The organism is Microbacterium jejuense (assembly GCF_019511665.1).
Classification (GTDB): Bacteria; Actinomycetota; Actinomycetes; order Actinomycetales; family Microbacteriaceae; genus Microbacterium; species Microbacterium jejuense_A.
On record NZ_JAEUAW010000010.1, the window covers coordinates 1 to 24,720 of the forward strand.

Sequence of the window (24,720 nt, forward strand, 5' to 3'; positions counted from 1 at the left end):
CCCACACCCAAGGAGACCCCCATGCCCACCCCCAACGACGTCGCCAAGACGTCCAAGCCGCTCACCGTCGAGCCCACTCCCGAGGTCTCCGACGACGTCGTCGGAGAAGCGCCCGAGGCGCCGCAGAAGACCGCACCCGTGGCCGCACGCGACATCCGCCGCTGGGCCAAGCACGTCGGCGTCGACTGCCCTACGCACGGCCGCATCCCGACCGCCGTCCGCCAGGCGTACGACGACGCCCACCCGACCGCCCAGAACGCTGCACAGCCCCTTGCAGAGAGCGCTCAGGACCCCGAACCCCACGACATGCCCGGTGGTGAGCCGGAGGCAGTGGAAGAGGCCCCAGCAGAACGAACGCTGGACGCCGAGGGCGAGGCGATGGGGCACCCCGAACTCTGCTCGAAGACGTACGACGAGGAGTACAACGGGCAGCCGGTCATCGTTTGGTGCTCGCAGAAAGCCAACCACGACGGCGACTGTGGCCCGTTCGTTCGTCAGCTCGCATCCGACAACACCACGCCGATGGACCCGGCCGAGTTCGACGAGGCGATGGCAGCCGCACGGGAGCGCGCCGAGCTCGTCGAGCTCAACCGTGAGGCCGACGGAGAGCCCGACCTGCCCGTCGCGATCGGGCAGCAGGTTATCGTCGAGGCCCACCTCGATCGGGTGACCATCGTCCCCGAGCCGGCAGGGCCCCGACCCGAGTGGGCCGATGTCACGATCCCCGAGGACATCGAACGCGCCCGCGCACTGGCCGTGCGCCTCGAGCAGGAGCTCGCGCACACCGAGGAGCAGCTCGCCACGGCGCACGCCGCGCTCGACACCACCCTCGCCAAGTGGAACGCCGACACGTCGGTGCTGCAGGAGAAGATCACGCAGCTGACCGTCGACCTCCGAGCCGCGCTGCAGACGGCCTCCATCTGGTCCGGCCTCTACCATGACACCTCGAACGAGCTCATGCGCCACCGTCTCGCCGACGAGGAGCGGCTCGCCGGCGTCCTGCAGGACCTGTATGTCGAGGCCGCTCGACGCGAATCCATCACCTACGCGAAGCCGGCCCGCCGCCGCTGGTTCGGGGGCCGTCGATGAGTGCGACACTCCGCCACCGCATTGCCGGGGCCATCGCGTACCGCATGTGCCAGCGCGGAGGTCACATCCCAAATCGCGATCGCACACTCCCCGACGCGTGCGACTTCCACTACAGCGAAGCGCTCGCGCTCGCTGCACTCATCGAGCCCGTGGTCACCGTGCCACCCATCGACGTCGAGCGCGAGGAGCTGATCGAGAAGGCGACGTGGACGCTGATCGAGTGGGACACGGACACCGCCGACCGCGGTGTGCGCGACGAGCACTACCGGGAGCGTCGTACAGACGTCGAGCGCATCTTCCCGATCCTGTTCCGCCGACAGGGGCCGATCACCGACGCGGACGTAGAGCGCATCCGCGCGGCGCTGAACGCGGCCGACATCGACTACTCGGCGCGCGAGCAGCGCGCGGACGCTGGTGGCGCCGACAGGGAGCCGGGCGACTGGTTCACGTTCATGGCGCGCGCCGCTCTCGAAGCCGCGCAGGAGGCCGAGGAGTGAGCGCCGACCCGCGGCCCGACGCGCTTGCCGAGGACGAGCACCCGGTCACCATCGACCAGGTGCTCGCCCTCGTCGACGAGCTCGCCAACGTCTCCACACCCAACCCGGCATCCGGCATCGTCCGCCTCGGCCTCGTCACCGAACTCCGCGCAGAACTCCGCCCCTCACTCGGCTCCACCGGCACCGGCCGCGGCGGCACCACCCGGATCCCCATCGACGCCGCCGCCATGACCCTCTGGGAAGACATCACCACCCGCATCCAAGCGCTCCCCGTCGACCTCGGCGACGAACCCGCGACCAGAGGCAGCCTCGAACAGATCCTCAACACCTGGTCCCGCGGCCTCACCGCCGCCGACGCCGAAACCCGCCGCATCCAGCGCTACAACCACACACCCGAAACCGGCCTCAACACCGACGCGCTCCGCACCATGCACCGCCGCCTCGAACGCATCCGCGACCTCATCGACAACCACTTCAACCCACCCCGCCGCGTCGAACAGCCCTACTGCCCCGAATGCCGCAACACCCACGTCACCATCGACGACGACGGCGAAGACATCCAACAACGCGCCCTCACCATCACCTTCTGGCCCACCAACCCCGACCGCCCCGCGCTCGCCGCATGCGCCGTGTGCGGAGCCACCTGGACCGACGTCGCCGGCATCGAACGCCTCGTCGACCTGATCACCGAGATCGACAAGTGCGACGCCTTCAACCGGCAGTACTCGATCGGGCAGGCCGTCACCATCACCCGCGGCAACCGCCAGGGCCACGCCACCATCACCACTACCGAGGCGCACCTCGACGAGGACGAAAGGGCAGCCGTCTGGATCGACGTGGACAGCGGCGGAGAACTCATCCCGCTCGACCGCATCACCCCCACCGAAGGAGACCCGACATGACCGACTGCGGGATCCCCGAGCGCACCACGGGCGTCGACGCCCACTCGGCTGGCAACTCGAACGCATCGCGCAAGCGGCCGATCGTGCGATGACGCGGGGCGACGCGATGGGAGAGTCAGCCCCCGCTCGTGATCGCCGCCAGGATCGCAGTACCACCTTGAAGAACGCCGCTTGATAGCAGGCCAGCCGTGAACTGGACGCCGAGATCCCGCCAGAGCCCACTCGCCTTCGTGCTCGCTCCCGCAGCAGCCCGCACCGCGACGTAGAGCTGCTCCACGCCAGCGGCGAAGTCGTACGACGCCCCCACGGCAGCATCATCGAGAGCGCGCTCGATCTCAGACAGCAAGCGATGGATGTACATCTTCAAGCCGTCGTCGAGGCTGTCATCCTGCTCGAGGAGATCGCGAGCGGACCGAAGGATCTGGCGGATATTTGCCTCCCCACCAGTGTTGAAGACGGCCACCTTGCCATCGAGGTAGTTGGCGAAACCCTCGAGACTGTCGAAGTCGGCCTCAGGCATCACCGTCTCGGCGCCGATCTGGTTCTGCCACCCGCTGTAACCGACGACCGGAAGCACCCACCGCGGGAATTGGCGGCGGTACAGACCAACGTGCGCACCCTGGCGTTCCATCTCCGACAGCAAGTCGCTGATGCGCACGAGGTAGCGGGCTGCACGCAGAACTTGCCCCGCCCCATCTGCCGTTGTCGGATTGACAATCTGCTGCAACGCCAGCGTCCCGTTCGAACTCGCCGCCACGGTCGACCGCCACGCGCCGTACAGCTCGTGAAGCTCCCTTGCTGGATTCCCCATGACCAGCCACCCTAACGACGCTTGTCCGTCGAAGCCACCACAACTGCGACAAGATCGAACACGTGAAACCACTCCGCATGACCGACAAGGGGGATCTCGATCTCACCGAGCAAGTCCTGCGCAGACTCTCGATGATGGTCGCCGCGAACGCGCGATACGACGAGCTTCGAGGCGCGGAACCCCTGCCGCACTCCCAGCTCGCGGAGGACGACCGAGCGACCGCCTGGCTCAATCTCTCACACCAAGTGCGTAGCTACCTCAACCTCGCGTCGGACATGGTCCGCGCCCTCGAACGCCTCCTCATCGTCGACGACACGTTCCAACTCCCCCTCCACGCCCACTACCCCCTCCTGCGCTCCATCATCGAGGCGTCGGCGCAGGCGCTCTGGGTGCTCGAACCGGAGAGCCACAGGGAACGCGTCCAACGGTCCCTTCGCGCCCGCATCACCGAACAGAAGTGGGACGACGACATGCACGCGGAAGTCGTCAAGAGCGGCATACTCTTCGGGCAGGCGACAGCTGAATTCCTCGCCGCCGGACAAGCCAAGATCGACGAACGCCGTGAGACGCTGCGCGCGAAGGTGCGCGAACTCAGCGACAACGCAGGCCTCGTTTGGGGAACGACCGCATCAGGCCTCCCGGCCACCGTCACGATCCTTCGCAACGTCGGCAAGCTCGGCGACGTTCCCGGCGAATACGCCGCCAGCATCTGGCGACTGATCAGCGGGCTCACCCACCCATCCGCAAGCCGAGCCACCCATTACTCCTCAGTCGAGATACTCAGCGAGGACAGCAACGGCATCCTCTCAACCCGCATATCAGCTTCCGTCGACTGGACACACTCAGCACTGCTCCTCGCCCTCACGCTGTACGCCAGTGCCATCACCAAGTACCGCGTCCGCCGTACCAAACCCCACGCGCCCGAGCCCCACGCGCCCGAGGATCGACCCGCGCCGACACGCGCCCCGGAGAAGCGACACGCCGACGACTGACGCGCTCGCCGCGGCAAGCTGTCGTTTCGAAGTGCTACAGTGACGATCACGCGGTAGAAGTGTCTCTACCGCCAGACGCCCCGAGGCCAACGCCCGGGGCGTTCGTCATGTCAGGCCACCGTGCAGCATCCAAGAGCGCACGGTGCACGCCAGGGTGCGGGGGTTCCCGAGCGTGCAGCCCCTCGGCCCTTCGTCGGGTCGGGCCGAGGGGCACCATCGACGAGGAGGTCGCCATGCCGCGACGTCGCGCAACGGTACCGCAGCACATGGTCGCCTGCATCCACGGGAACAGCTGGCCCTCAGTCTGGGCGGCTGACGAGTGCGACTGCATCAACCCGGATGCCGCAGCAACCCAGCTCGTCTGAGATGCGCGTCGCGATCGCAAGCGCTGCAGGCCTGGTCGCCGGCGTCGTCGCCGCGACCTACTGCCGCCGCTATTTCGGCTCGTTCGTCTGGTGGCTGTTCACGACGGACCTGCGAGGTCGGCGGTGAGCTGGTTGCATCACACCCGCGAGTATCAGGCGTGTGTGCTCGAGCTCAAGAGCCGCGGGCGGTACCAGCAGTGCATCACGTGCCCCAAGATGCTCGACGCCACCAAGGGCCGCGGTCACCCCCAGCACATGACGCTCGGCCACCACATCGACGTGGACATAGCACCCGAGCTCGCCTACGACCCGAACAACTACGGCCCGCAATGCGAGCCGTGCAACGCCGCCGGAGGCGCAGCCATCACCAACGCCAAGCGCCGCGGCGCACGAGCCAACGACCTCACCGTCTCACCCGACTGGGCGTGAGCATGAGCGTGACCATGTGCTCGACGTCAGCCCCCGACGGGGCGATCCTGGCGGGCCGCGACCTTCTGCACCTCTTCGACCACATCCGTGACGCCCGTCGCGGGTTCGCCGCGCAGCACTGCATCCCACTGCCCAAGATCAATCCTCTCGATCCACGCGGACGTATCGCTCGGCATGTTGTTGGCGAAGTCCTTCGACGTGAGAACTCCGCGTAGCCAGAGTTCCAAGGCTGTCGCCACCCACAGCATCGTTCGACCCATGTTGCGCCTCGGGTACCGGTCGAATCGATCGACGACGACGCAGACGAACTTCGCTACCACGACATCGCGCTTCCCTAGGTACGCCGCGAAGGCGTTGAGTTCCTGCTCGTACTGTGCGTACACAGTGTTCGCGTCGTCCTCGTCGCTAAACGCGGTGCGCCCTAGCGCGTTCAACGCCTGGATGAGCTTCGCCGCTTGGGCGCGCACCTGGGCCTTATCTGAAGAGCGACGTTCGCCACCAGCGATGAAGATGGCGATCAATGCGCTGATGAGGATCGCCGCGACGGGGATCACCACGGCGGTGATGAAGTCGAACGGCTGCTCCACAACCACGGTGACATCAGGATTCATTGCCGCACTATATCCGTGATCGCGGCTGCTGAACCTGCCCAAGCGACGGCCGATTTTTAGCGTCTGACGGGACCGACCCGACCGCGCCGTGTTCATTTTCTCTCTCTCTTACCGTGGGGGCCGCGATGTCGTCACGGCAGAAATTGCCACCGCACGGCACGCCCGAGCGGTACCGGATCGAGCGCAAGACCGGCACAACCTGCGATCGCTGCAAGGCCCGCATGGCCGCGCTGCGCAAGGAGCAGCGCGCCAACGCGGCCGCTGCCGAGGCGCGCGCTCAGATGCACATCGTCGAGCCGCCGTCCGACGACACGGTTAACGACACGAAGCCGGCGACGACACGCAAGGCCGGGCAGAACGATCGCCGCAAGGTCGGCGAGATGGAGACCGCGGTCGAGAAGGACATCGAGGAGATCGACGCCGGCCTGCAGGTTCCGTTCCACCGGTCTCTCTCCGTCCTTGCCCGGCAGCTCGCACGCGACATCGACGAGCCGAGCACCCCGCCGAACGTGCGGTCGCAGTACTCCCGCCAACTCTTCGAGGTGCTCAGATCCCTGCGCACCCAGAAGGAGGGCGATGACAACTCGGCAGTCGCGGTCGCGCTCCAAGCTGCAGGCTTCGGGGTTCCCCTCGTACCTTGACATCCCGCCGCGGTTCGGCACCCTGCGCAATTTCAACAACCCCACGTACGGCACCCGCATGGGCATCACTGCCCGTCTGCTCAAGCAGCCGTTCATGCCATGGCAGCAGTACGTCGCCGACGTCATCGGCGAGGTCGACCCGAAGACCGGCATCCGGATCTATCGCGAGGCGTACCTGACGTGCATGCGTCAGGTCGGCAAGACCACGTTCGTCATTGTCCTCAAGGCGACGACGGCGCTCGACACCCCGAAGCCACTCACCATCCAGTTCGCCGCGCAGGAGGGCAAGTCCGCGGTGATCAAGATGATCGAGCACGCCGAGCTCGTCAAGTCGACGCCGCTCGGCAGGATGCTTGACCCGGGCGCACCCTCGAAGAACAACAACAACCCGCACGTGAAGTGGATCAACGGATCCGTCGAGAAGCCGCTCAACTCGAACGAGGAGTCGGGCCACGGCGACACGATCGCGCTCGGTGCGATCACCGAGGCCATGGCGCACAAGGACGACCGGTACATCCAGGCGATGCAGCCGGCCATGAAGACCAACCCGAACGCGCAGCTCTTCGTCGAGTCAACGCAGGGCAACGCCCGGTCGATCTACTGGAACGAACAGACCGCCGAGCTCCGCGAGCGGTTCGCCGCCAACGACGGCGACCTCGGCCGCGTCGCGTTCTTCGACTGGTCATTCGCAGACGACGAGGATCCCTTCGCCGAGTCGACCTGGCGCCGGCGGATCCCGTCACTCGGTCACACACTGCGCATCGAAGAGGTGCAGCACGAAGCGTCTCAGGCGACCACGCCCAAGAAGATCCGCGCGTTCAAGCGCGGTACGGGAAACATCGCCGACCTAGGTCTCGGTGAGGGTGCGCTCTTCAACGAGGAGTACTGGCAGGACACCGAGACAGACGACATCATCGTCGGCTTGCGCGCTCTCACCTTCGATGTCACCAACGATCGGTCGTGGGCGAGCCTCGCGTGGGCTGGCGTGAACCGCGCCGGCGACATGCAGTCCGAGCTCATCAAGCACGAGCGTGCCCCGCACTGGGTGGTCGCCGAGGCCGGCGCCATCTTCGACCGCAACCCGAAGATGCGTCGTCGGGTTTACTGCGTCGCAGGCGGGCAGGCCCCCACGCTCGAAGACGCGTTCACTCGCGCCGGCATCGAGCTCGTCGTGCTAAGCCGCGCTGACTACGCCGGCGCCGCTGGCGAGTACTTCGACGGGTGCGGCAACGCCGAAGAGTTCACCGCAGACGAGGACCCTGCGCCGCGGGTGTTCCACACCGGGCGCAAAGGGCAGGGCCCCCTGCACATCGCGATCGCCGGCGCGACGTGGACCAAGGAGAAGGGCCCGCGGATCTGGGACAGCATCCGTTCGACCACGGTCATCTCACCGCTCGTCGCGTGCTCGATCGCCCCCTGGGCCTACCAGGTCGAGCTCGAGGCGCAGCCCGTCGACGACCTGCTGCAGACGTTCGCCTGACCCGATGGAGGCACTCATGACCGCGAAGACGATCGCCGTTCTCACGACGGTGCTCGAGCTGATCGGCCTGGTGCTCATCGTCACCGGGATCTGGCTCGCGTTCGGCGCAGCCGTGGCGATCATCGCCGCTGGCGTGATGCTCATCGGTGTCTCGTTTCTGCTCGCATCACGTGGAGGTCGCAAGTGAGCTTCATGTTCCGTGAGCGTCGCGACGCCGATCTGTCCAGCCTCATCCCCAGTCGTGGGTGGCGGAAGTCGCGGACGACGAAGGGCGCGCTCGCCCAGTCCGCAGGCTGGGCGTGCATCCGTCTCCGCGGCGACCTGATCTCGACCCTCCCTGTCGACGCGTTCCGCAAGACGTCGTTCGGTCAGATCGAGGTGCCCAAGCCGCCCATCCTCGTCGAGCCGGGCGGGTCCGAGGTCGACATCGTCGAGTGGCTCTACTCGACGCAGTCGGATCTCGACAGTGTCGGCAACACCGTCGGGCTCATCACTGAACGCGACGGCGTCAACCTCCCGCGTCGCATCGACCTCGTCGCACAGGAGGACGTGCGCATCACCTCGGTCGCCGGGAAGGTGACCTACTACATCGCCGGCAAGAAGACCGAGCGCGAGCACCTCTGGCATGAGCGGCAGTTCACGGCATCCGGCGTCGTCGTGGGCCTCTCACCCGTGTTCTATGCCGCGCTCGCGCTACAGCAGCACGCGGCCGCACAGGAGTTCGCTGCCGCATGGTTCGGTGGCGGCCTGGTCCCTATCGGTCACCTGAAGTACTCCGAGGCGAAGGTGCCGACAAGGGAGGCCGAGGCGATCAAGCTGCGCCACAAGCTCTCGATCGAGAACGGCGACCCGATGGTCACCGGCAAGGACTGGGAGTACAAGCCCATCGAGGCCGCGCAAGCGCAGGCGAACTTCATCGCCGCGATGCAGTTCAGCGACGTCGAGATGTGCCGCTACTTCGGTGTCCCCGGCGACCTCATCGATGCGAACGTGTCGGGCGCCTCGATCACCTACGCGAACATCACGCAGCGCAACCTGCAGCTGCTCGTCATGAACCTCGGCCCAGCGATCAAGCGCCGTGAGACGGCGCTGTCGAAGCTGCTGCCGGCACCCCGGTTCGTGAAGCTCAACAGCGACGCGCTGCTCCGCATGGATCCCGAGACCGTCTCGCGGATGCTCGGCCAGCAGGTCCGCGATCGCCTCGCCGCGCCATCCGAGGCGCGCGAGCTCCTCAACCGTGGCCCCTACACCGAAGAGCAGATGGCCGAGTTCCAGGCTCTCTTCCCCGCCCAGTACCCGAACCAGTCCCAGCCGACCGACCGCGCCGGCTACACGATCGGAGTCGACGCATGACCTTCACCGCCACCATGGAAGCCGACATCGCCGGCCGCCGCGCGGCCTGCAGCGGCACACGTGCCATCCCCTCGTCGGAGCTGCGAAGTGAGGCATTCGCCGCGCAGCTGCGATCGAGCATCATCGAACAGAACGGCAAGGAGTTCGTGCAGCTCGAAGGCGTCGCCTCCGTCGTCGACACCTGGTACGAGATGTACGACTTCTGGGGCCCCTACTCCGAGAAGGTCGCCCGCGGCGCCTTCGACAAGACGCTCGCCGCGATGCCGGACGTCGCCTTCCTGCTCAACCACCGCGGCATGACGATGGCGCGCACCAAGGTCTCCCGAACCCTCACGCTCTGGACCGACGACGCCGGCAGCCTCGCCATGCGGGCGCTGCTGAACGCACAGCGCCAGGACGTGCAGGACCTGCGCCACGCCGTCGACGACGGTGACGTCGACCAGATGTCGTTCGCGTTCCGCATCACCGACGGCAACTGGAACATGGACTTCACCGAGTTCACCATCACCGAGGTCGACCTCGACCGCGGCGACGTGTCGGCCGTCAACTACGGAGCCAACCCGTACACGTCGATCAGCGCCCGGAGCAAGCAGGCGCTCGCATCCGTCGACGACCTTCCGGTGCCCGTGCTGCGCGCCCTCGTCGCGCGCGGGCAGGAGCGCCTCAGCGGCGCCGACGTCGACCAGGCGAGCGACGCCACCGTCGAGGAGCGGACGCAGCGCTCCGCGGCATCCCTCGCCCTGTCCGCCGCGCTCGCTCGCGACGAGCTCCGCGCCGCCATCGCCTGAACTTCCGTCGCCGACCGGCCACGGATCCACCGCGCACGCATTCGGCCCATGCAGATGACGGACGGCCGACGCCAGATGAGCGACGCACCGCGCACCCATGAATCCCACTACTTGAGGAGAGATCATGTTCGAACAGCTCATCGCGCGGCTCAACGCGCAGCGAGCAGCCCACGCCGCCCAGATCGAAGCCCTCCGCACCGAGGGCACCGCGCTCGCCGCACGCGAGGTGATGACCGACGACGAGCAGGCTCGCTCGCTCGCCATCGTCACCGAGCTCGCCCAGGCGCGCAGCGCACTCGCCGAGGTCGACACCCAGCTCGCCGCCGTGCGCGCCGAGCAGGAAGCCGACCAGCGCTCGACGGAGCAGGCGCAGGAGCGGCACTCCACCGCCGCCGATGCCCCGCTCGCGCGAGTCGGTGCCGAGCCTCGCACGTACACGCGCGAGAACGACCGCCGCGGCATGGAGTTCGCGCGCGACGTCGTGCTGCAGTTCATGCGCAACGACGCCGGTGCCAACGAGCGCCTCGCCCGTCACATGTCCGAGGAGCGCGTCGAGCGCGAACGCGCCGGCCACCCGCTCGTCGAGCGCGCCGGCGGCACGGCGAACTTCTCGGGCCTCGTCGTCCCGCAGTACCTGGTCGACGAGTTCGCGCCGCTCGCCCGCGCCGGCCGTCCGTTCGCCGACGCCTGCCGCCACCACGATCTGCCCGAGACGGGTATGACGGTGAACATCGGCAAGGTCACGACCGGCTCGACGGTTGACGACCAGGCGGCGGAGCACGCCGCGGCGTCGGAGACCGACATCGACGACACCCTGCTCACGATCAACGTGGCGACCGCATCGGGCGCCCAGACCGTGTCGCGGCAGGGCGTCGAGCGTGGCGTCGGCGTCGAGGACACGATCGTCCAGGATCTCTTCGGGGCCTGGGCGATGAACCTCGACAGCAAGCTGCTCAACAAGGCGACCATCGGTCTCACGAACGTGGCGACCGCGATCACCTACACGTCGGGTGCGCCGACCGCCACTGAGCTCTACCCGAAGCTCATCGGCGGCGCGGCTGCGGTCGAGGCAGCGCTGCTGAACGTGATGCTCGGCGACACCATCGCCGTCATGCACTCGCGTCGGTGGTACTGGCTGCAGACGCAGCTGTCGTCGACGTGGCCGCTGTTCGGGCAGCCGGGCGTCGCGGCGCAGCTGGCTGGCGAGAACTTCGGTGAGCGGTACGGTGCGGGCTTCCGTGGCGTGCTGCCCAACGGCACACCGGTGATCGTCGACAACAACGTCGCGACGAACCTCGGCGCGGGCACCAACCAGGACGAGATCTACTTCGGCGCCCAGTCGGAGAACCACCTCTGGGAGGACCCGAACGCGCCCGTGCTCATCAAGGCCGAGCAGTCGCAGGCCAAGAAGCTCGACATCGACCTGGTCGTGTACGGCTACTACGCCTACACCGCGACGCGTCGCGCGCACGCCCAGAAGATCTCGGGCACCGGTCTGGTGGCACCCACCTTCTGATCGTGACCGGCCGGGGCGGGCATCCGCCCGCTCCGGCCTCCACGATCCCGACCCCCAACGGGAGGAGCCGCCATGGCGGAGAGCAAGAAGCCGGCCGACAAGGAGTTCGCCGGCAACCAGCGCAAGGAGTACCTCGACGGCCTGAAGGTCGAGCTCGCGGGATACAAGCGCTACGGCAACAAGGAACGCGAGGCCGACGTCCTCGCCGAGATCAAGCGCGTCACTGGCGGCCGCGGCAACGCCCAGTCGGCGAAGGCGCCCACGTCGAACGCAGCGAGCACACCGCCCGCGCAGGCGTGACAGGAGGACGGTATGCCCATCGACATCGGAACCCAGACGGAGGTCCAGTGGACCCGGGGCGCTGGGCATACCGTCACCCTCGCCGTCACCAAGCCCGACGGCACAACCCTCACGCCGGCACCCACCGTCACTGAGACGAGCGGCGTCTACAAGGCGACGGTTCCGGGGGCCCAGCCCGGGCGCTACGTACTGCACTGGACCGACACCACCGCGCCCACCACCACCTACACCGACACGCTCGAGGTGTGGCCGGCGGATCCCCGGTTCCTCATCAGCGTCGCCGACGCCGTGCAGGGTCTCAAGTGGACGCCGGCGCAGGTGGCAGCCGAGGCCGACAAGCTGCGCCTCTACATCGCGACCGCGACCGAGGTCCTCGAAGACATCGCGGGCGCGCTGCTCGCACGCACCGTCGAGCAGTACGCCGACGGCGGCCGCACCGGCGTAGCCCTCTGGGAACGCCCCACGGAGATCCTCTCTGTCACCGTCGACGGCACCACGACCGAGAAGTACATCCCGAACCTCAACGCCGCGATCGTCTACTCGAAGCCCGCCGGGTCGCGCTTCTCGCCCGGGATCCAGAACGTCGTCATCACGTACCAGACCGGGTCCGAGCAGACATCGCCGTCGGTGCAGCTCGCCGCGCGCGAGCTCGTTCGACACCTGATCCAGGTCGGGCAGCAGGCACTCAGCGGAGCGCCTTCCGAGCCGGTCGTGCTCGACCCACGCCAGACGTCGCTCACCAGGTCCGGCTTCGCCGTCCCGAACCGGGTCATCGAGTTGATCGGCAACCATCACGCACTGCCTGGGACCGCCTGATGCCCGCTCAGCTCGCGATCGCTACGCACCAGTACAAGCTCGCGATGTTCACGGCGGCGAAGGAACTGTGGGCCACCAGCAACCCGGAGTTCCTCGTCTGCTGGGGCAGGGTCGGCACCAACGTCCCCGATCAGTACGTCGAGTTCCACGGCGTCGACAACGTCGACACCTTCGCGACCATGGATACGAAGCGCACCGCAGAGGAGACGCTCAACCTCGAGGTCACCTGGTGGGTGACGAGGTTCGGGGATCCCGAGTTCGCGGGCCCCGCTGCCGAGGAGTACATGTACGCCCGCATGGCTGAGTTCGAGCGATACGTGCGCGTGACCAACACGACCCTCGCCGGCATCCTCGACGGGTTCAACGTCCGCCACACTCGCCTCACACGGCAAGCCACCGACGACGCCCAGGTCGAACGCGACAGCGTGCAGGGACGTCTCGCGGCCGCAATCACCATCTTCGAAGCCAAGACCCGCCTCACCAGCTAGGAGCCGACCGTGACCAAGCAGCTCATCCACCGCTCACCACTCGGCGAGCTGGAGATCCCCACCGTCCTCGAACCCGTCGCGGCCGGCGTCCCCTTCGAGGTCGACGACGACATCGCCGCCAGCCTCCTCGAACAGCACGAGCTCTACGAGCTCGCCAAGAAGCCCACCGTCCCCGAGCTCAAGGCGATCGCCGCCGAACGCGGTATCGACATCACCGGCCTCAAGAAGGCCGCCGACATCAGCGCCGCGATCGCCGCGGCCGACGCCGAGGAGGAAGGCGAATGATCCAGGCGGACTGCTCCATCGGTTTCAAGAAGGAGACCACGTACGGCACCGCCGTCACGGTCGACCGCTTCGCCGAGTTCACCAGCGAGACCCTCGACTTCGAGCGCACCTTCTACCAGGGCAACGGCCTGCGGCCGGGATCCCGGCTCGCGCGCTCCGGACGCCGCTCGCTGGTCAAGGACGGCGGCGCCGGCGACATCGAGCTTGAGGTGCTGTCGAAAGGCCTCGGCACTCTCTACGAGGCGCTCTTCGGGACCGCGACCTCGACGCTCGTCTCGGCCGGCCTGTACCAGCAGCTGTTCACGCTGCAGAAGACGGACTACCTGCCGTCCCTCACGATCCAGAAGGGCATCCCGCGGCTCGGCGCCGACCTCGTCGACGCCTACACCTTCAAGGGTGCGACGAACACCTCGTGGGAAATGTCGATGGGCAACAGCGAGGTCCTCAAGCTGAAGACCTCGTGGACGGCCCGCGAGGTCGACACCACCATCGCCTACGCGACGCCGTCGTACCCGAGCGCTGCCGAGCTGTTCAGCTTCATCTCTGGGCAGATCGTCATCGGTGGGGCCGTCACCGTCCCCACCGCCACGGCACTCGCGACGGGCGGCACCGCGGCCGGCAACATCCGCGACTTCTCGCTGTCCGTCGACCAGAAGCTCGACGACAACGGGTACAACCTCGGGGGCAACGGCAAGCGATCCCGCCGCGGCGCGGTGCAGCTCGCGGAGGTGAAGGGCAAGGTGACAGCCGAGTACGACTCGACAACGCTGCGCGACGCTGTGCGCGACCAGCAGCCGATCGCGCTCGTCGCCACCTTCGCCGCGGCCGCCGACATCACCGCGGGGCAGAAGCCGACCGTGCAGATCACCATCCCCGACATCCGGTTCGAGGGCGAGCTGCCCAAGTCCAACGGCGGCGACGTGATCACGCAGGCGCTGGACTTCACCGCGTTCGACGGCCTCGTCGCGGCGCACGCCCTGTACCTCGCAGTCCGCACCGCCGACACCGCCCTCTGACGATGCCACTCAGCGGGCCCGAGTTCGACATCGAGACGCCCCGCCTGAAAGAGGTCATCGACCGCCTCAAGGCGATCAACCCGAAGCTCGCGACTAACCTCCGTCGCGAGCTTCGGGCGTCAGGCGAGGAGATCATCGCGGCACAGCGGGCCGAGCTCGCCAAGCGCCCACCGCGAGTCGGCTCGTCGCAGAAGAAGCTCCGGCTCATCACGCCGCGCAACGGCGACAAGCCTTACTTCGCCTTCCGCCGTACCTACCAGCCGGGCGACACCCGCGAGGGCGGCGTGAGCAACCTGCGCGACCAGATCGCCGCAGGGCTGCGCACCCGCGTCGTCACCGCAGCATCCCGCGACGGCGTCGAGGTGAAGACCAACGGGCCGCGCGTCGGCGGCTCGAACATGGCGCGCGTCTGGCAGTCGAAGGAGTTCCGTCACCCCGTGTTCGGGAACGACAGCGAGTGGGCCGTCCAGTTCGGCTCCCCGTACTTCTTCGGCCCCGTCACCGACGAGCTCCGCAACAACATGCGCGACCGCATCACCCGTGCTGTCGACGACGCCCTCGCCGCCGCTGGCGGCTGACGAAAGGAACCCCCGTGAAGGTCAAGATCAACGTGCGCCTCGAAAGCGCACCCGCAGCCGAGGGACACACCCTCGTCGTCAAACGCCGCACCCGTGACATCGCGAACTTCCAGCGCGCGACCGGCTGGACGATGGAGCGGATGCAGAACGAGGTCAGCGAGGCCGACGTGCTCGGCATCCCCATCGCCACGTTTTTCGCGCTCACCAACGCCGGCTTCACGCCGGACTGGGACGAGCTGCTCGACCAGGAGCCCGACGCGTTCGAAGCGATCGAGGAGCCCGGAGACGAGAGGGAGGCGGAGGAACCCGCGGACCCTCACCAGCTCCCCGCGGATTCCGCTCCGGACGGCGACGCGCCCGCACCGGCTCAGGCGTAGTCGATCAGTTCCTCGCCGCGGAACCGTGGATCGAGGAACAGATCATGCGCCGGTTCGTGGGGATCGGGCACGTCTTCCATCACACCCTGCACGACATCGAGCAGCTGGAGCTCCACCACTGGCTGCAGCTCGCGATCGCGTACGACGAGCACGTCGAAGAGACCAAGCGGCAAGCGGCCAAGCACCGCACATCCCGCACGCCCATCCGCAGGAGGTGACGCCACATGGCATCGAGCTCCACCGACTTCACCGTCCGCATTCTGGGCGACGCGAAGAACGCGAACAAGGTCGTCGACCAGTTCGGCAACGACCTCGGCACCAAAGCCGGCGGCTGGGGCTCCATCTTCAAGAACGCCGCCGCAGTCGCCGGCGGCGCGCTCGCTGCGATCGGGATCGAGAACGTCGCCCAGAAGGTGGTCGACTTCGGCCAGCAGAGCGTCGACGCCTTCAAGGAGGCGGAGCAGTCGCAGGCCGAGCTCGAGCGGGCGTACGAGAAGTTCCCGGCGATCGCGGACGTCAATATCTCGAAGCTGCGCGAACTCAACTCGGCCCTGCAGGCCAAGACCGGGTTCGACGACGACCAGATCGCAGCCTCCCAGGCGACCCTCGCTCAGTTCGGCCTGACGGGTGAGCAGATCCAGAAGCTCACCCCGCTCATGCTCGACTACGCCACCAAGACGGGGAGTGACCTGACCACCTCCGCGGAGGCGATGGGTAAAGCGGTGATGGGCCAGGGGCGGGCGCTCAAGGCGGTCGGCATCGACTTCACCGACACGGGATCTTCGGCCGGCAACTTCGATCAGATCGTGTCCGGACTCGACGGCACCGTCGGTGGCCTGGCCGAGACGATGGGCACCACGGGCGCAGGCAAGGCCAAGATCCTCGAAGCGACCTTCGGAGACCTGCAGGAGAGCATCGGCGAGAAGCTGCTCCCCGTCATCACGTCTGTGCAGTCCTTCCTCATCACTGACCTCATCCCGGCGTTCTCGTCCCTCATCGGCTGGATCAGCGACAACGCGTGGGTGTTCGCCACCGTCGGCGGCGTCATCCTCGCGCTGCTCGTGCCTGCCATCTGGGCGTGGGTCGCGTCGATCTGGGCGTCGACGATCGCGCTCCTCGCCAACCCGGTCGTGTGGATCGCACTCGCGATCATCGCCCTGATCGCCGTGATCGTGCTCCTGGTGCTCAATTGGGACACCGTCGTCAAATGGATCACCGACATCTGGTCTGGATTCATCACCTGGCTGACGACGGGTCTCGCCAACCTCGGGCTCGCCTGGAATTCGTTCTGGGCCGGGGTCGGCCGGTTCATCTCGGACGCGTGGAACAACTGGATCGTCGCGCCCATCCGTACTGCTTGGACGTGGGTCCAGAACATCATCGCCCTCGGCCTCGCGGCGATCGACAAGATCTGGAAGGACACCTGGAACGGATTCGTCGGCATCCTCCGCGGCATCTGGAACAGCATCATCGGCTTCATCGAGGGCGGCGTTAATGGCGCGATCGGACTCATCAACAACCTGATCCGCGGCGTGAACGCCGTGGGCGGGGCGTTCGGTGTCCACATCGACCTCATCCCGAATGTGCATATCCCACGTCTCGCGACGGGCACGATCACTTCGGGCCCGATGCTCGCGATGGTCGGAGACAACCCAGGCGGCCGCGAGGTGATCGCGCCATACGACTCCTACGTGGCCGAGCTGCAGCGCGCGGCCGCGGCTGGCGCGCGGTCGGCGTCCGCGAACGGGCCGGTGAGGATCGCACGTGAGGATCTCGACTACCTCGCGGGGAAGACGGCGGAGATGCTGCAGCCGCGCATCGTCGCGGGTGTGCAGAAGCAGATTGCCGCGTTCGCCCGTTGACCGGGAGGGATGACCAATGCCGGTGACTCTCACCGCGGTGCTGCTATCGGCAGCGGATCCGCAGCCCGTCCAGATCGCACTCAACGGCGCACCGGCGGGCGCTGCGTTCACGGTAGTGGGCACCGCGCCGGACGGGTCGCGCTGGCCGGTGCCGGGCGGCGAGGGTGTCTCCGGCGGGTCGCAGATCCTGCTCGTTGACAACAGGTCGGCACTGAACACCCCCATCACGTACTCGGCACTGGTCGCCGGCGTCACCTACACGGCGGCGCCGGTGACCGTGACGTCGACCGACGTGGCCGTGATTCAGACCGTCGACGGGCTCACCGTCGTCGGTGTCGAGGTCGCGTCCGTGACAGAGCCGCGCAAGCGGACGATCCGATCGTCGACGTTCGAGATCGCAGGTCGCACCGACCCGGCGGCCCGCCTCGACGTCCCGGGCTCCGCTGAGTACTCGTGGGTGCTCGAGACGCAGGGCGCCGACTCTGCCGTGCTGGAAGAGATCCTCGACTCGGGGCGCCCGATCGTCCGGCGACTCTCTCCGGGTATGCGCGACCTGAAGTCGGTCGTTCTTGGCGTCGTGCTGGATTGGAGCGACGAGCTCCTGACGACGGGCGGTGACACCTGGCGGCGATGGAATCTCACGGTGCGGGAGATCTCGGACCCGCAGCCGTCGACTCCACTGGCAGCGTTCACGTGGGAGGACTTCGACGTCGCGGTCGCCGACCGGGTGTGGTCGTGGCACACCCTGTTCGCATCGCTCGCGGGGTGGGCGGCCACCAACGGCACGCTGTCGCTGGTTACGTCCGGTGGGTACTCGACGCCGAACTACGCTCGGGCGTCCGCGACGGCCGCCGCGACCGCCGTGGACATCTTCGAGTCCGCGTTCACCGCGGCCGCGGCCAGCCTCGGCGGACCCGTTGCGCCGGGCGACGTGATCACCCTCACCTGCCGGGTGAAGGGCACCGCGGGCCGGTCTGCGTCGGCGGGGATCAAGTGGTCGGGCGGAACTGTCGTGACCGGCGCCGCGGCCACGCTCACGGGTGCATGGCAGATGGTGTCGGTCACCGCGACCGCCCCTGCTGGAATGACCGGGCTGGCGTTGGGTGCCCGCATGGCGGCGACCGGAGTCGTCGCCGGGAACCTGCTCGAGTACTCGGCGCCCACCATCTCTCGTGGCGCGACCGTCCCGAACGGGACCTTTGACGAGCTCTTCGACACGTGGGATGAGTTCGACGCGGCCGATTGGACGCTGATCTGAGGGAGCGCGAGTGATCGCACTGACCATCGCGGCCGCCTGTATGTGGCGCGGCCTGACCTCCGAAGAGACAGACGCTGTCGCAGCCGAGGTCCAGACGCAGCTCGCAGCGATCGGGCTCGAAACGCTCACGGCCGGCGTCGCGCGCGACGTCCTCGAAGCGGCCATATCGACAGTGCTGGCGGTCACCCGCCCCGGCTGAAGGAGAGCGCATGCGTGATGGTGCCCCCGACGAGGTGATCGCCGGCGCATGCTTCTGGTACTCCCGCGTGACGTCGTGGCTCGGCGGCCGCCTGCTCGCCAGCACGGTACCGATCATCTCCGGCCGAGCAACAGGCAAGGTCGACCAGGAGGTCATCGAGGAGGTCTCGCTCACGGTCCCGCGGTTCGCAGCTGCCGCTGAGGGCGAAGACGTCGCCGATTGGCGTCCGGGAACGGACACCCTGCACCCGCTGGCCAGGTACGGGCAGGTGCTGGACGTGACCGTCGTGGTCGTCTCCGTGATCACCGGCACCGCGTGGGAGACGCGGGTAGGCCGTTACCAGGTCAAGGACTGGGATGACGACGACGCCGGCCTGATCTCAGTGAAGGGTGAGTCGTTGCTCGCGCGGCCGCGCGACGACAAGCTCACCGCGCCGACATCTCCGTCAAGCACCGCGACGTTCATCTCGGAGGCGAGGCGCCTGGCCCCGGCGGGCATGGGTGTGAGTTTCGAGGCTGGCCTCATCGATCGCGCGCTGCCGCAGGCGTTCGCTTGGTCGGAGTCACGACTGGATGCGTGGCGCGAGCTCGCCGCCGCCTGGCCGGCACTGCTGCGCATCGACCCGTGGGGGCAGGCGCGTTTCCGCGCCCCGCTGCCGGCCGTCCCGGCTCCGGTGATCACGCTCACGGATGGGGCGCGAGGCACACTAATCTCTGCGCCGCGCGCCGATTCGCGCGCGGGCGCGCCCAACCTGGTGGCCGTCACCACGCAGGGCTCGGACACCGCCGACGTCGTGGGGATCTCCGCGATCACGTCGGGTCCGATGTCGGTCAACGGGGACTACGGCATCGTCACCAAGAAGTGGTCCTCGGGAGCCGTCACGAATCTGGCGGAGGCGACCGCCGCGGCGAAGGCCGACCTCGATGCGTCATCCCGCCCGGCGCAGATCGTGCCGGCGCAGATCGCGCCGGATCCACGGCTCGAACTCGACGACCCTGTCGAACTGCTCCGCGAGGGCGACCAGCTGTGGGGCTACGTCACTGCGTACGACATGCCGCTGACTGCCGGCGACGGTGCGATGCGGGTGGATGTGGGGCTCACGTGAACGACACGAGCATCCTCAACATCTCGGGCCTCCTGGCCCGGGCTACAGCTCAGGGCCCGGGCCAGGAGGACGACACTGCGCTCACGATCACGGCACCCGTCCTGGAAGTGGATCCGGCGAAGGCGCGTGTACGGGTCGCGGTCCGAGGCGGAGACGTGTGGCTGCCGGCGATCGCCGCCCGCTACTCGGTGAGCTCACTGGCTCGCGTGCAGTTGGACCCGACCAGCGCGCGTCCGGTTCTCGTGCTCGGCGCAGTTTTTCCCCGCAAGCCGGCGGAGCTCGGCGCGGTCACGGCCACCGGATCCGGCACCGTCACGGTCACCGTCGCGGGAGTCAGCGCCACGATCCCAGCACCGCTCGGCACGTATAGCGTCGGGCAGTCCGCCTGGGTCATGCTCGACGATTGGGGCGCGCCCGTCATCGCGCTCGGCCCGTCGACCACCACCGCACCGGGCGGCGGCGGCGGCGCGGCACCAGGCGGCGGGGGGACGGTCTCGGCGACCGCCACCATCACCCCGCAGTGGTCGGGCACGTACCGAACCGGCTACGGCTGGGACTCCTGGAACACCACGCGCTATGGCGGCCGCAGCGACATCTACCAGGGCAGCGGCTTCAACTCCGGGTTGCTGATCGGGCTCGCCACCTACGGCGACCAGCTCGTAAACCTCGGCGCTGTCTCGATCGACGAGATCACGATGGCCGCGAAAAAGACCGACACGAACGGCCTGTCCGCAGCGCTCGCCGTGCAGGGATCCGCGCACGCCTCGAAGCCCGGCGGCGCCCCGTCCGGGTCCGGCGAGACCGCAGCAACGGGCACCATTGCGCCCGGCGCATGGGGAGGTCTCGCGTTCACCGCGAACATGCGGAACGCGTTCCGCACCGGTGCAGCCAAGGGGCTCATTGCTGTCGGTGGCGCCTATGGCGGGTTCGGCGGCACGGGCACGCCTGGGTCGTTCGTCCTGCAAGTCCGCTACACGAAGAACGTCTAGGAGAAGCCGATGTCGACCGACGTCAAGAAGCACACAACCCTGGCGCCCGGCGAGGTTCCGTCTCGTGCCGCGATCGCTGCCGCCATCCTGTCGATCAACGACGTCATCCCGGTTGCGAATTCGGTCGAGGCCAACCAGGTCGCGGCCGCCATCGGCGTCTACCCGGTGTTCGTCGCGCGCGCCGATGCACGCGGCCTGCACCGCATCGAGTACACGTACAACGGCACCGTGTGGCTGCCGTTCTCCGGAACCCTGCAGTTCGCCAACGACGCCGCCCGTGACGCGTGGACCACCTCGAACAGTGCGTACCTCGTCGCGGGGGACCAGTGCATCAGCAACGGCTTCGATGGCTGGTGGGACGGCACTGCCTGGATCCAGGACTACGGTCCCACCGCTCCGTCGTACGCGGCGGGCTGGTCCGATTACGTCGCGTCCGGGTGGACGGGCGTGAGGATCCAGCGTCGTAGTCGGATTGTGTTCGGCACAGGCGCCGCAGCAAAGGCGACGATCACCGCTGGCGAGACGCTCATGACGCTGCCCGTCGGTTCGCGTCCCTCAGCTCAGACCAAGGGCGTCAATGTGCACGTCACAACGGCAGGGCTGGTGATCGCTGGCGCAGCGGGGTCCGTCGCCATGGACCTCTCCTTCGCGTTCCCGGTCTGAACCAGAGAAGGGGATGCCGACGATGACGATCGAATCTCTCAACCCGCCGGCGCCGGTCGAGCTGACTGCCGAGGCAGCCGATGCTCTCCGCGATCTCGACGCGAGCGACGACCGGTCGCCCTCGGCGTACGTCCTCCGCCACGGTCAGCCGACGTGGGTCGTCGTCTCGTGCGAGGGCGTCATCGCCAACGTGCCCGAGTCGATGATCGAGCCCGACGGGAGGGGCGGGTTCCGTGCCGTACTCCTATAGCAACGGACGCGTCCCCGAAGCGGCGCTGGTGCAGCTGGATTCCGGCACCACCGGTCGCGGCCGCCACGTCTCCACCCCCGCTTCCGCGCTGCGGTGGTACCTCGTGCGCCGCGATGTGCAACGCGAGACGGGCGTCACGCTGCACATCTCGCCGGGCATGAACGCCTACCGCGACTACGACGAACAGGTCATCGGCCGCACCAACGCGTGCGCCGCCGGCAACTGCCTCGCTGCAGCCTCCGCGGGGTCGTCGAGCCACGGCGGCAACATGGCCTACCCGTTCACCAACTGGGTGCGGGTCGACGCCATGGCGTTCGACATCGGCGACTACTGGCGCATCCCGTGGGCGACGTTCAAGGGCATCTGCGAGCGGTACGGCCTCGAGGTGGGGCTGATCACCCGCGCCATCGCCGGGATCGACGAGCCCTGGCACATCATCGACCGCCGCCCGTACCAGGCGCTCGCCGAACTCGAGGCGCAGTACGGCGTGACGCTCACCCGCGGCGCCGACGGCGTGTACCGCCTCACCGAACTCACACCCGAACCCAAGGGAGACGACGCCATGCAGATCTTCGTGGCAACCAGCGACGGCGCTCAGGGCCTCATCCAGAAGGGCGTGTCGTACGTCCAGGACGCGGAGGGCCCGCTCCGGCCGCTGTCGACCGACGAGTACAACTCGTACGTCTGGTGGCGCGACAAGGGACAGCCGCTGCCCGTGCCCGTGCGCATCACGACCTGGTCGGGCGATCTCATCGAAGGCCAGGTGAACCGGTACGGCCTCCGTGAGATGGTCGGCGGTTCCGCCGCCGATCCGGTCAACAACAGCCGCCTGTCCGGGCGGATCCGGTTCTCGGCGACCGACGTCCGCGCGGCCGTCGGGGTCGACCCCGCCCAACTGGCCATCGAAGTCTGGAAGCACGGCATCCAGGCGCAGGACCAGAACGGCAACTGGATCCCCGGCGTCTTCTGGGAGGCGCGCGGCTACCTCGCATCCATCGCAGCACAGGTCGGCGCCACCTCCGTAGACGTCGACGAGGCGGCCCTCGCGACGCAGCTTGCGCCGCTGCTCATCGGTTCGCTGGACCGGCTCTCCGCGGAGGACGTCGAGCGCCTCGCCGTCGCGGCCGCCGACGAACAGGACCGTCGCGAACGGGAACGGCTCGCCCAGTGACGGCTCGTCAATCCCGGGTACCGCGGTGGGTGTGGCCGGCCGTCACGGCTACGGCCTGCATCCTCGCGACTGTCTGGGTCATGGCGGCCACTCGCATCGACGCGCCGACGGCGGCAGCCATCGGCGCGATCACCACACCCACCGCGACCGTGCTCGTCGTGATCCTGCAACGCACCCGCACGGCAGACCACGAGCTGCGCCCCAACTCAGGGTCATCCACGAAGGACCAGATGAACCGCGTCGAGGCGATGGTCAAGACCCTCGTCATCGAACAGGGCGACATGCGTCGCGACATCGGCGGCCTGCGAGCGGAGAACCGGGACGACCGGAAGGCCGCGGCCGACGATCGTCGTGCGGCGTCCGATCAGTTCGAAGAACTCCGCGGCTGGGTCCGCCGCATCGAGAAGCAACTCAAGGAGAATCCGTGAATCTCGAAATTCCCACCGCGCCGGCCGGCGTGCTCGTGCTGCTGGCGTTCTTCTCGCCGTACGCGATCGGCGCACTCAACGGTGCGCTCCCGTTCGTCAAGAAGGCGTGGCAGCGCAAGCTGGTCGCGGTCGTCGTGTCGCTCCTGCTCACGGCGATCGTGCTCGCGTTCTACTACCTGCTCACCGGAGACACGATCCCGGCGTGGCCGGCGCTCGTACTCCTGGTGCTCGTCGTCGCGACCTCGTCGTATGCACTGGTCACCAAGGACTCGGCCAGCAAGCTCGAAGCGAAGCTATCCCCGCCCGCCTGAGCGCCCCGTACGCGAACGAATCGGCCCCGCCTGCACTCCGTGTGCAGGCGGGGCCGATTCGTCGTGTCTACGGGGCGCGCAGCGGTCAGTGGTTGTTGAGGACCGCCCAGCCGAGAAGGCTGTCGATGCGGCGGATGTCGGCACCCTTCGTGAGCTTGACCTTGATGTGGCCAGCCTTGGTCCAGAGCTCGACCTCGGCGTCGCGATCGAGCAGCCCGCCAGCGTTCTCCGTCGACCACATCTCGATCGAGCTGTATGGCAGGGAGTAGATCTCGATCTTCTTGCCGGTGATGCCCTGCGCGTCGCGAACGATGAGTCGCTTCGTCGTGAACGTGGCCGAGTCGCGGAAGGTCTTGAACGACGCGACGGCGGACTCGCCCTCGACGAGCAGTTCGTTGACGTCGGCGGGCGTCGGGATCTCCTGCTGCAGCGTCCAGGCGAGGATGGCGGCGGTTTCGGCCATGGTGGAGCACTCCTGTGAGCTCGGGGCGCGGACCCCAATGCCGCGCCAGTGCGCTCACGCTACCGGATCACAAGCGGCGACGACCGTTTCCTGTGAGCTCACCCCAGTCGGCCTTTGGCGCGCCACCAGGGCCGTGTGCCGCTATGAATGCGTAGTGCACCCGCGCGCACGCTTCCCGCAGCGTCGTCGACCAGCCGAGCAGCTCGCCATCGAACGCCGCCTTGTAGCGCACCTCGGCGCCGCCGGCCACGCGACGCAGCTCCACGAGCCCGTACTCGAGCCCTGCCGGGTCGACCATCCGCCACACGCCGGTCGGGCCTTCGACAGCGGCCATGATCGGATGCCAGTCGGCCACGAGGAGAACCCCACTTCCTCCGGCCGAGATCAACCAGGTTACTCGCCGTCACCCTCGTCGTAGGGAGGGCCGTCGTGCAGCGTTGGCCCGCGGAACGCAGGCGGCATCGAGATCTTCACGACGGGCGCGATCACGTGCCCGCACGACGGGCACTCCCAACCGCCGTCGATGTCGCGCATGACGATTCCATCGCGGGGGCATCGCAGCTGTGCACCATCGTCGATCACGATCCCGAGGATACGTCGCGGCCGCCGGCGTGGGGCAAACGTGGGGCATGATCCGGCTTCACCGCACCCCACACCGCTACACCGCACTTCACTGGATAAGCCGCC

35 protein-coding genes are annotated in these 24,720 nt (G+C 67.9%); 30 read left to right on the forward strand and 5 right to left on the reverse strand.

The genetic code is table 11. From position 1 onward, the window contains the following. Positions 1–21: 21 nt before the first annotated feature. From JNB62_RS13065 to JNB62_RS13075, 3 genes are read left to right on the forward strand one after another with little or no spacing between them, the layout of a single operon-like run. Complete coding sequence (locus tag JNB62_RS13065) at positions 22–1,089, forward strand: Lsr2 family protein (protein ID WP_220301345.1); 1,068 nt, start codon at positions 22–24, stop codon at positions 1,087–1,089. Then, entirely contained in the window at positions 1,086–1,586 is a 501-nt protein-coding gene (locus JNB62_RS13070) for a hypothetical protein (RefSeq protein ID WP_220301346.1), read from the forward strand. Before JNB62_RS13065 ends, JNB62_RS13070 begins: the two co-directional genes overlap by 4 nt. Next, entirely contained in the window at positions 1,583–2,488 is a 906-nt protein-coding gene (locus JNB62_RS13075; RefSeq protein WP_220301347.1) for a hypothetical protein, read from the forward strand. Before JNB62_RS13070 ends, JNB62_RS13075 begins: the two co-directional genes overlap by 4 nt. A 115-nt stretch (positions 2,489–2,603) precedes the next feature. Here the strand turns inward: JNB62_RS13075 and JNB62_RS13080 are convergent, their stop codons facing one another. Further along, positions 2,604–3,299 (reverse strand): hypothetical protein, encoded by a 696-nt coding sequence (locus JNB62_RS13080; RefSeq protein ID WP_220301348.1) that lies wholly within the window; start codon positions 3,297–3,299, stop codon positions 2,604–2,606. A gap of 77 nt (positions 3,300–3,376) precedes the next feature. Here JNB62_RS13080 and JNB62_RS13085 point away from each other — a divergent pair, with 77 nt between their 5' ends. The 3 genes from JNB62_RS13085 (at position 3,377) to JNB62_RS13095 (ending at position 5,085) form a co-directional block, all read left to right on the forward strand. Continuing rightward, complete coding sequence (locus tag JNB62_RS13085) at positions 3,377–4,291, forward strand: hypothetical protein (RefSeq protein ID WP_220301349.1); 915 nt, start codon at positions 3,377–3,379, stop codon at positions 4,289–4,291. A 339-nt stretch (positions 4,292–4,630) separates the two neighbouring features. Next, a complete protein-coding gene (locus tag JNB62_RS13090; RefSeq protein WP_220301350.1) occupies positions 4,631–4,783 on the forward strand; it encodes a hypothetical protein in 153 nt (50 codons plus the stop codon). Next, complete coding sequence (locus JNB62_RS13095) at positions 4,780–5,085, forward strand: recombination protein NinG (RefSeq protein WP_220301351.1); 306 nt, start codon at positions 4,780–4,782, stop codon at positions 5,083–5,085. The genes JNB62_RS13090 and JNB62_RS13095 overlap by 4 nt, the downstream gene beginning before the upstream one ends. A 26-nt stretch (positions 5,086–5,111) precedes the next feature. On the opposite strand, the gene JNB62_RS13100 is transcribed toward JNB62_RS13095, so the two are convergent. Next, positions 5,112–5,696, reverse strand: a complete 585-nt coding sequence (locus JNB62_RS13100) for a hypothetical protein (protein WP_220301352.1) — start codon at positions 5,694–5,696, stop codon at positions 5,112–5,114. A 125-nt stretch (positions 5,697–5,821) separates the two neighbouring features. Between JNB62_RS13100 and JNB62_RS13105 the strand changes: the two genes are divergently transcribed. The 24 genes from JNB62_RS13105 to JNB62_RS13220 all read left to right on the forward strand — a co-directional run bounded on the left by JNB62_RS13105 (position 5,822) and on the right by JNB62_RS13220 (position 23,570). Further along, positions 5,822–6,337, forward strand: coding sequence for a hypothetical protein (locus JNB62_RS13105; protein WP_220301353.1), 516 nt, complete (start codon positions 5,822–5,824; stop codon positions 6,335–6,337). Beyond that, positions 6,273–7,817 carry a terminase large subunit gene (locus tag JNB62_RS13110; RefSeq protein ID WP_220301354.1) on the forward strand — a complete coding sequence of 515 codons (1,545 nt, stop codon included), beginning with the start codon at positions 6,273–6,275 and terminating at the stop codon, positions 7,815–7,817. Before JNB62_RS13105 ends, JNB62_RS13110 begins: the two co-directional genes overlap by 65 nt. Positions 7,818–7,833: 16 nt before the next feature. Then, complete coding sequence (locus JNB62_RS13115; RefSeq protein ID WP_220301355.1) at positions 7,834–8,004, forward strand: hypothetical protein; 171 nt, start codon at positions 7,834–7,836, stop codon at positions 8,002–8,004. Between the two features lie 5 nt (positions 8,005–8,009). Then, positions 8,010–9,170 carry a phage portal protein gene (locus tag JNB62_RS13120; RefSeq protein ID WP_223231140.1) on the forward strand — a complete coding sequence of 387 codons (1,161 nt, stop codon included), beginning with the start codon at positions 8,010–8,012 and terminating at the stop codon, positions 9,168–9,170. Then, the gene (locus JNB62_RS13125; RefSeq protein ID WP_220301357.1) at positions 9,167–9,958 is read left to right on the forward strand and encodes an HK97 family phage prohead protease; all 792 of its coding nucleotides are present in this window, start codon (positions 9,167–9,169) and stop codon (positions 9,956–9,958) included. The genes JNB62_RS13120 and JNB62_RS13125 overlap by 4 nt, the downstream gene beginning before the upstream one ends. Before the next feature lie 124 nt (positions 9,959–10,082). Further along, positions 10,083–11,474, forward strand: a complete 1,392-nt coding sequence (locus tag JNB62_RS13130; RefSeq protein WP_220301358.1) for a TMF family protein — start codon at positions 10,083–10,085, stop codon at positions 11,472–11,474. A 72-nt stretch (positions 11,475–11,546) separates the two neighbouring features. Then, positions 11,547–11,774 (forward strand): hypothetical protein, encoded by a 228-nt coding sequence (locus tag JNB62_RS13135; protein WP_220301359.1) that lies wholly within the window; start codon positions 11,547–11,549, stop codon positions 11,772–11,774. Positions 11,775–11,786: 12 nt separating this feature from the next. Beyond that, on the forward strand, positions 11,787–12,590 hold the full coding sequence (locus JNB62_RS13140; RefSeq protein WP_220301360.1) for a hypothetical protein: 804 nt from the start codon (positions 11,787–11,789) through the stop codon (positions 12,588–12,590). Further along, a complete protein-coding gene (locus JNB62_RS13145; protein WP_220301361.1) occupies positions 12,590–13,078 on the forward strand; it encodes a hypothetical protein in 489 nt (162 codons plus the stop codon). The genes JNB62_RS13140 and JNB62_RS13145 overlap by 1 nt, the downstream gene beginning before the upstream one ends. Positions 13,079–13,087: 9 nt before the next feature. Beyond that, the gene (locus JNB62_RS13150) at positions 13,088–13,363 is read left to right on the forward strand and encodes an SAP domain-containing protein (RefSeq protein ID WP_220301362.1); all 276 of its coding nucleotides are present in this window, start codon (positions 13,088–13,090) and stop codon (positions 13,361–13,363) included. Next, entirely contained in the window at positions 13,360–14,379 is a 1,020-nt protein-coding gene (locus tag JNB62_RS13155; protein WP_220301363.1) for a phage tail tube protein, read from the forward strand. The genes JNB62_RS13150 and JNB62_RS13155 overlap by 4 nt, the downstream gene beginning before the upstream one ends. Before the next feature lie 2 nt (positions 14,380–14,381). Next, on the forward strand, positions 14,382–14,957 hold the full coding sequence (locus JNB62_RS13160; protein ID WP_220301364.1) for a hypothetical protein: 576 nt from the start codon (positions 14,382–14,384) through the stop codon (positions 14,955–14,957). A 14-nt stretch (positions 14,958–14,971) separates the two neighbouring features. Continuing rightward, positions 14,972–15,334, forward strand: a complete 363-nt coding sequence (locus tag JNB62_RS13165) for a hypothetical protein (RefSeq protein WP_220301365.1) — start codon at positions 14,972–14,974, stop codon at positions 15,332–15,334. Between the two features lie 44 nt (positions 15,335–15,378). Continuing rightward, a complete protein-coding gene (locus JNB62_RS13170; protein ID WP_220301366.1) occupies positions 15,379–15,552 on the forward strand; it encodes a hypothetical protein in 174 nt (57 codons plus the stop codon). A 6-nt stretch (positions 15,553–15,558) separates the two neighbouring features. After that, complete coding sequence (locus JNB62_RS13175) at positions 15,559–17,196, forward strand: phage tail tape measure protein (RefSeq protein WP_220301367.1); 1,638 nt, start codon at positions 15,559–15,561, stop codon at positions 17,194–17,196. A gap of 16 nt (positions 17,197–17,212) precedes the next feature. Continuing rightward, positions 17,213–18,454, forward strand: coding sequence for a hypothetical protein (locus JNB62_RS13180; protein ID WP_220301368.1), 1,242 nt, complete (start codon positions 17,213–17,215; stop codon positions 18,452–18,454). Positions 18,455–18,464: 10 nt separating this feature from the next. Next, positions 18,465–18,653 (forward strand): hypothetical protein, encoded by a 189-nt coding sequence (locus JNB62_RS13185; protein ID WP_220301369.1) that lies wholly within the window; start codon positions 18,465–18,467, stop codon positions 18,651–18,653. 10 nt (positions 18,654–18,663) lie between these two features. Then, complete coding sequence (locus JNB62_RS13190) at positions 18,664–19,758, forward strand: hypothetical protein (RefSeq protein ID WP_220301370.1); 1,095 nt, start codon at positions 18,664–18,666, stop codon at positions 19,756–19,758. Beyond that, positions 19,755–20,747 carry a hypothetical protein gene (locus tag JNB62_RS13195; RefSeq protein ID WP_220301371.1) on the forward strand — a complete coding sequence of 331 codons (993 nt, stop codon included), beginning with the start codon at positions 19,755–19,757 and terminating at the stop codon, positions 20,745–20,747. The genes JNB62_RS13190 and JNB62_RS13195 overlap by 4 nt, the downstream gene beginning before the upstream one ends. Positions 20,748–20,756: 9 nt before the next feature. Next, entirely contained in the window at positions 20,757–21,410 is a 654-nt protein-coding gene (locus JNB62_RS13200) for a hypothetical protein (protein WP_220301372.1), read from the forward strand. 22 nt (positions 21,411–21,432) lie between these two features. Next, on the forward strand, positions 21,433–21,660 hold the full coding sequence (locus JNB62_RS13205; RefSeq protein WP_220301373.1) for a hypothetical protein: 228 nt from the start codon (positions 21,433–21,435) through the stop codon (positions 21,658–21,660). Next, the gene (locus JNB62_RS13210; RefSeq protein ID WP_220301374.1) at positions 21,644–22,831 is read left to right on the forward strand and encodes a hypothetical protein; all 1,188 of its coding nucleotides are present in this window, start codon (positions 21,644–21,646) and stop codon (positions 22,829–22,831) included. The genes JNB62_RS13205 and JNB62_RS13210 overlap by 17 nt, the downstream gene beginning before the upstream one ends. A gap of 29 nt (positions 22,832–22,860) precedes the next feature. Further along, positions 22,861–23,259, forward strand: coding sequence for a hypothetical protein (locus tag JNB62_RS13215; protein ID WP_220301375.1), 399 nt, complete (start codon positions 22,861–22,863; stop codon positions 23,257–23,259). Next, positions 23,256–23,570 (forward strand): hypothetical protein, encoded by a 315-nt coding sequence (locus JNB62_RS13220; RefSeq protein ID WP_220301376.1) that lies wholly within the window; start codon positions 23,256–23,258, stop codon positions 23,568–23,570. Before JNB62_RS13215 ends, JNB62_RS13220 begins: the two co-directional genes overlap by 4 nt. 85 nt (positions 23,571–23,655) lie before the next feature. Here JNB62_RS13220 and JNB62_RS13225 read toward each other — a convergent pair whose 3' ends face one another. The 3 genes from JNB62_RS13225 to JNB62_RS13235 form a co-directional block, all read right to left on the reverse strand. Next, a complete protein-coding gene (locus JNB62_RS13225; protein ID WP_220301377.1) occupies positions 23,656–24,033 on the reverse strand; it encodes a PH domain-containing protein in 378 nt (125 codons plus the stop codon). A 67-nt stretch (positions 24,034–24,100) separates the two neighbouring features. Continuing rightward, positions 24,101–24,388: a hypothetical protein gene (locus tag JNB62_RS13230; RefSeq protein WP_220301378.1), complete on the reverse strand. Its 288-nt coding sequence runs from the start codon at positions 24,386–24,388 to the stop codon at positions 24,101–24,103. A 38-nt stretch (positions 24,389–24,426) separates the two neighbouring features. Then, a complete protein-coding gene (locus JNB62_RS13235; RefSeq protein ID WP_220301379.1) occupies positions 24,427–24,567 on the reverse strand; it encodes a hypothetical protein in 141 nt (46 codons plus the stop codon). Positions 24,568–24,720 lie beyond the last annotated feature (153 nt).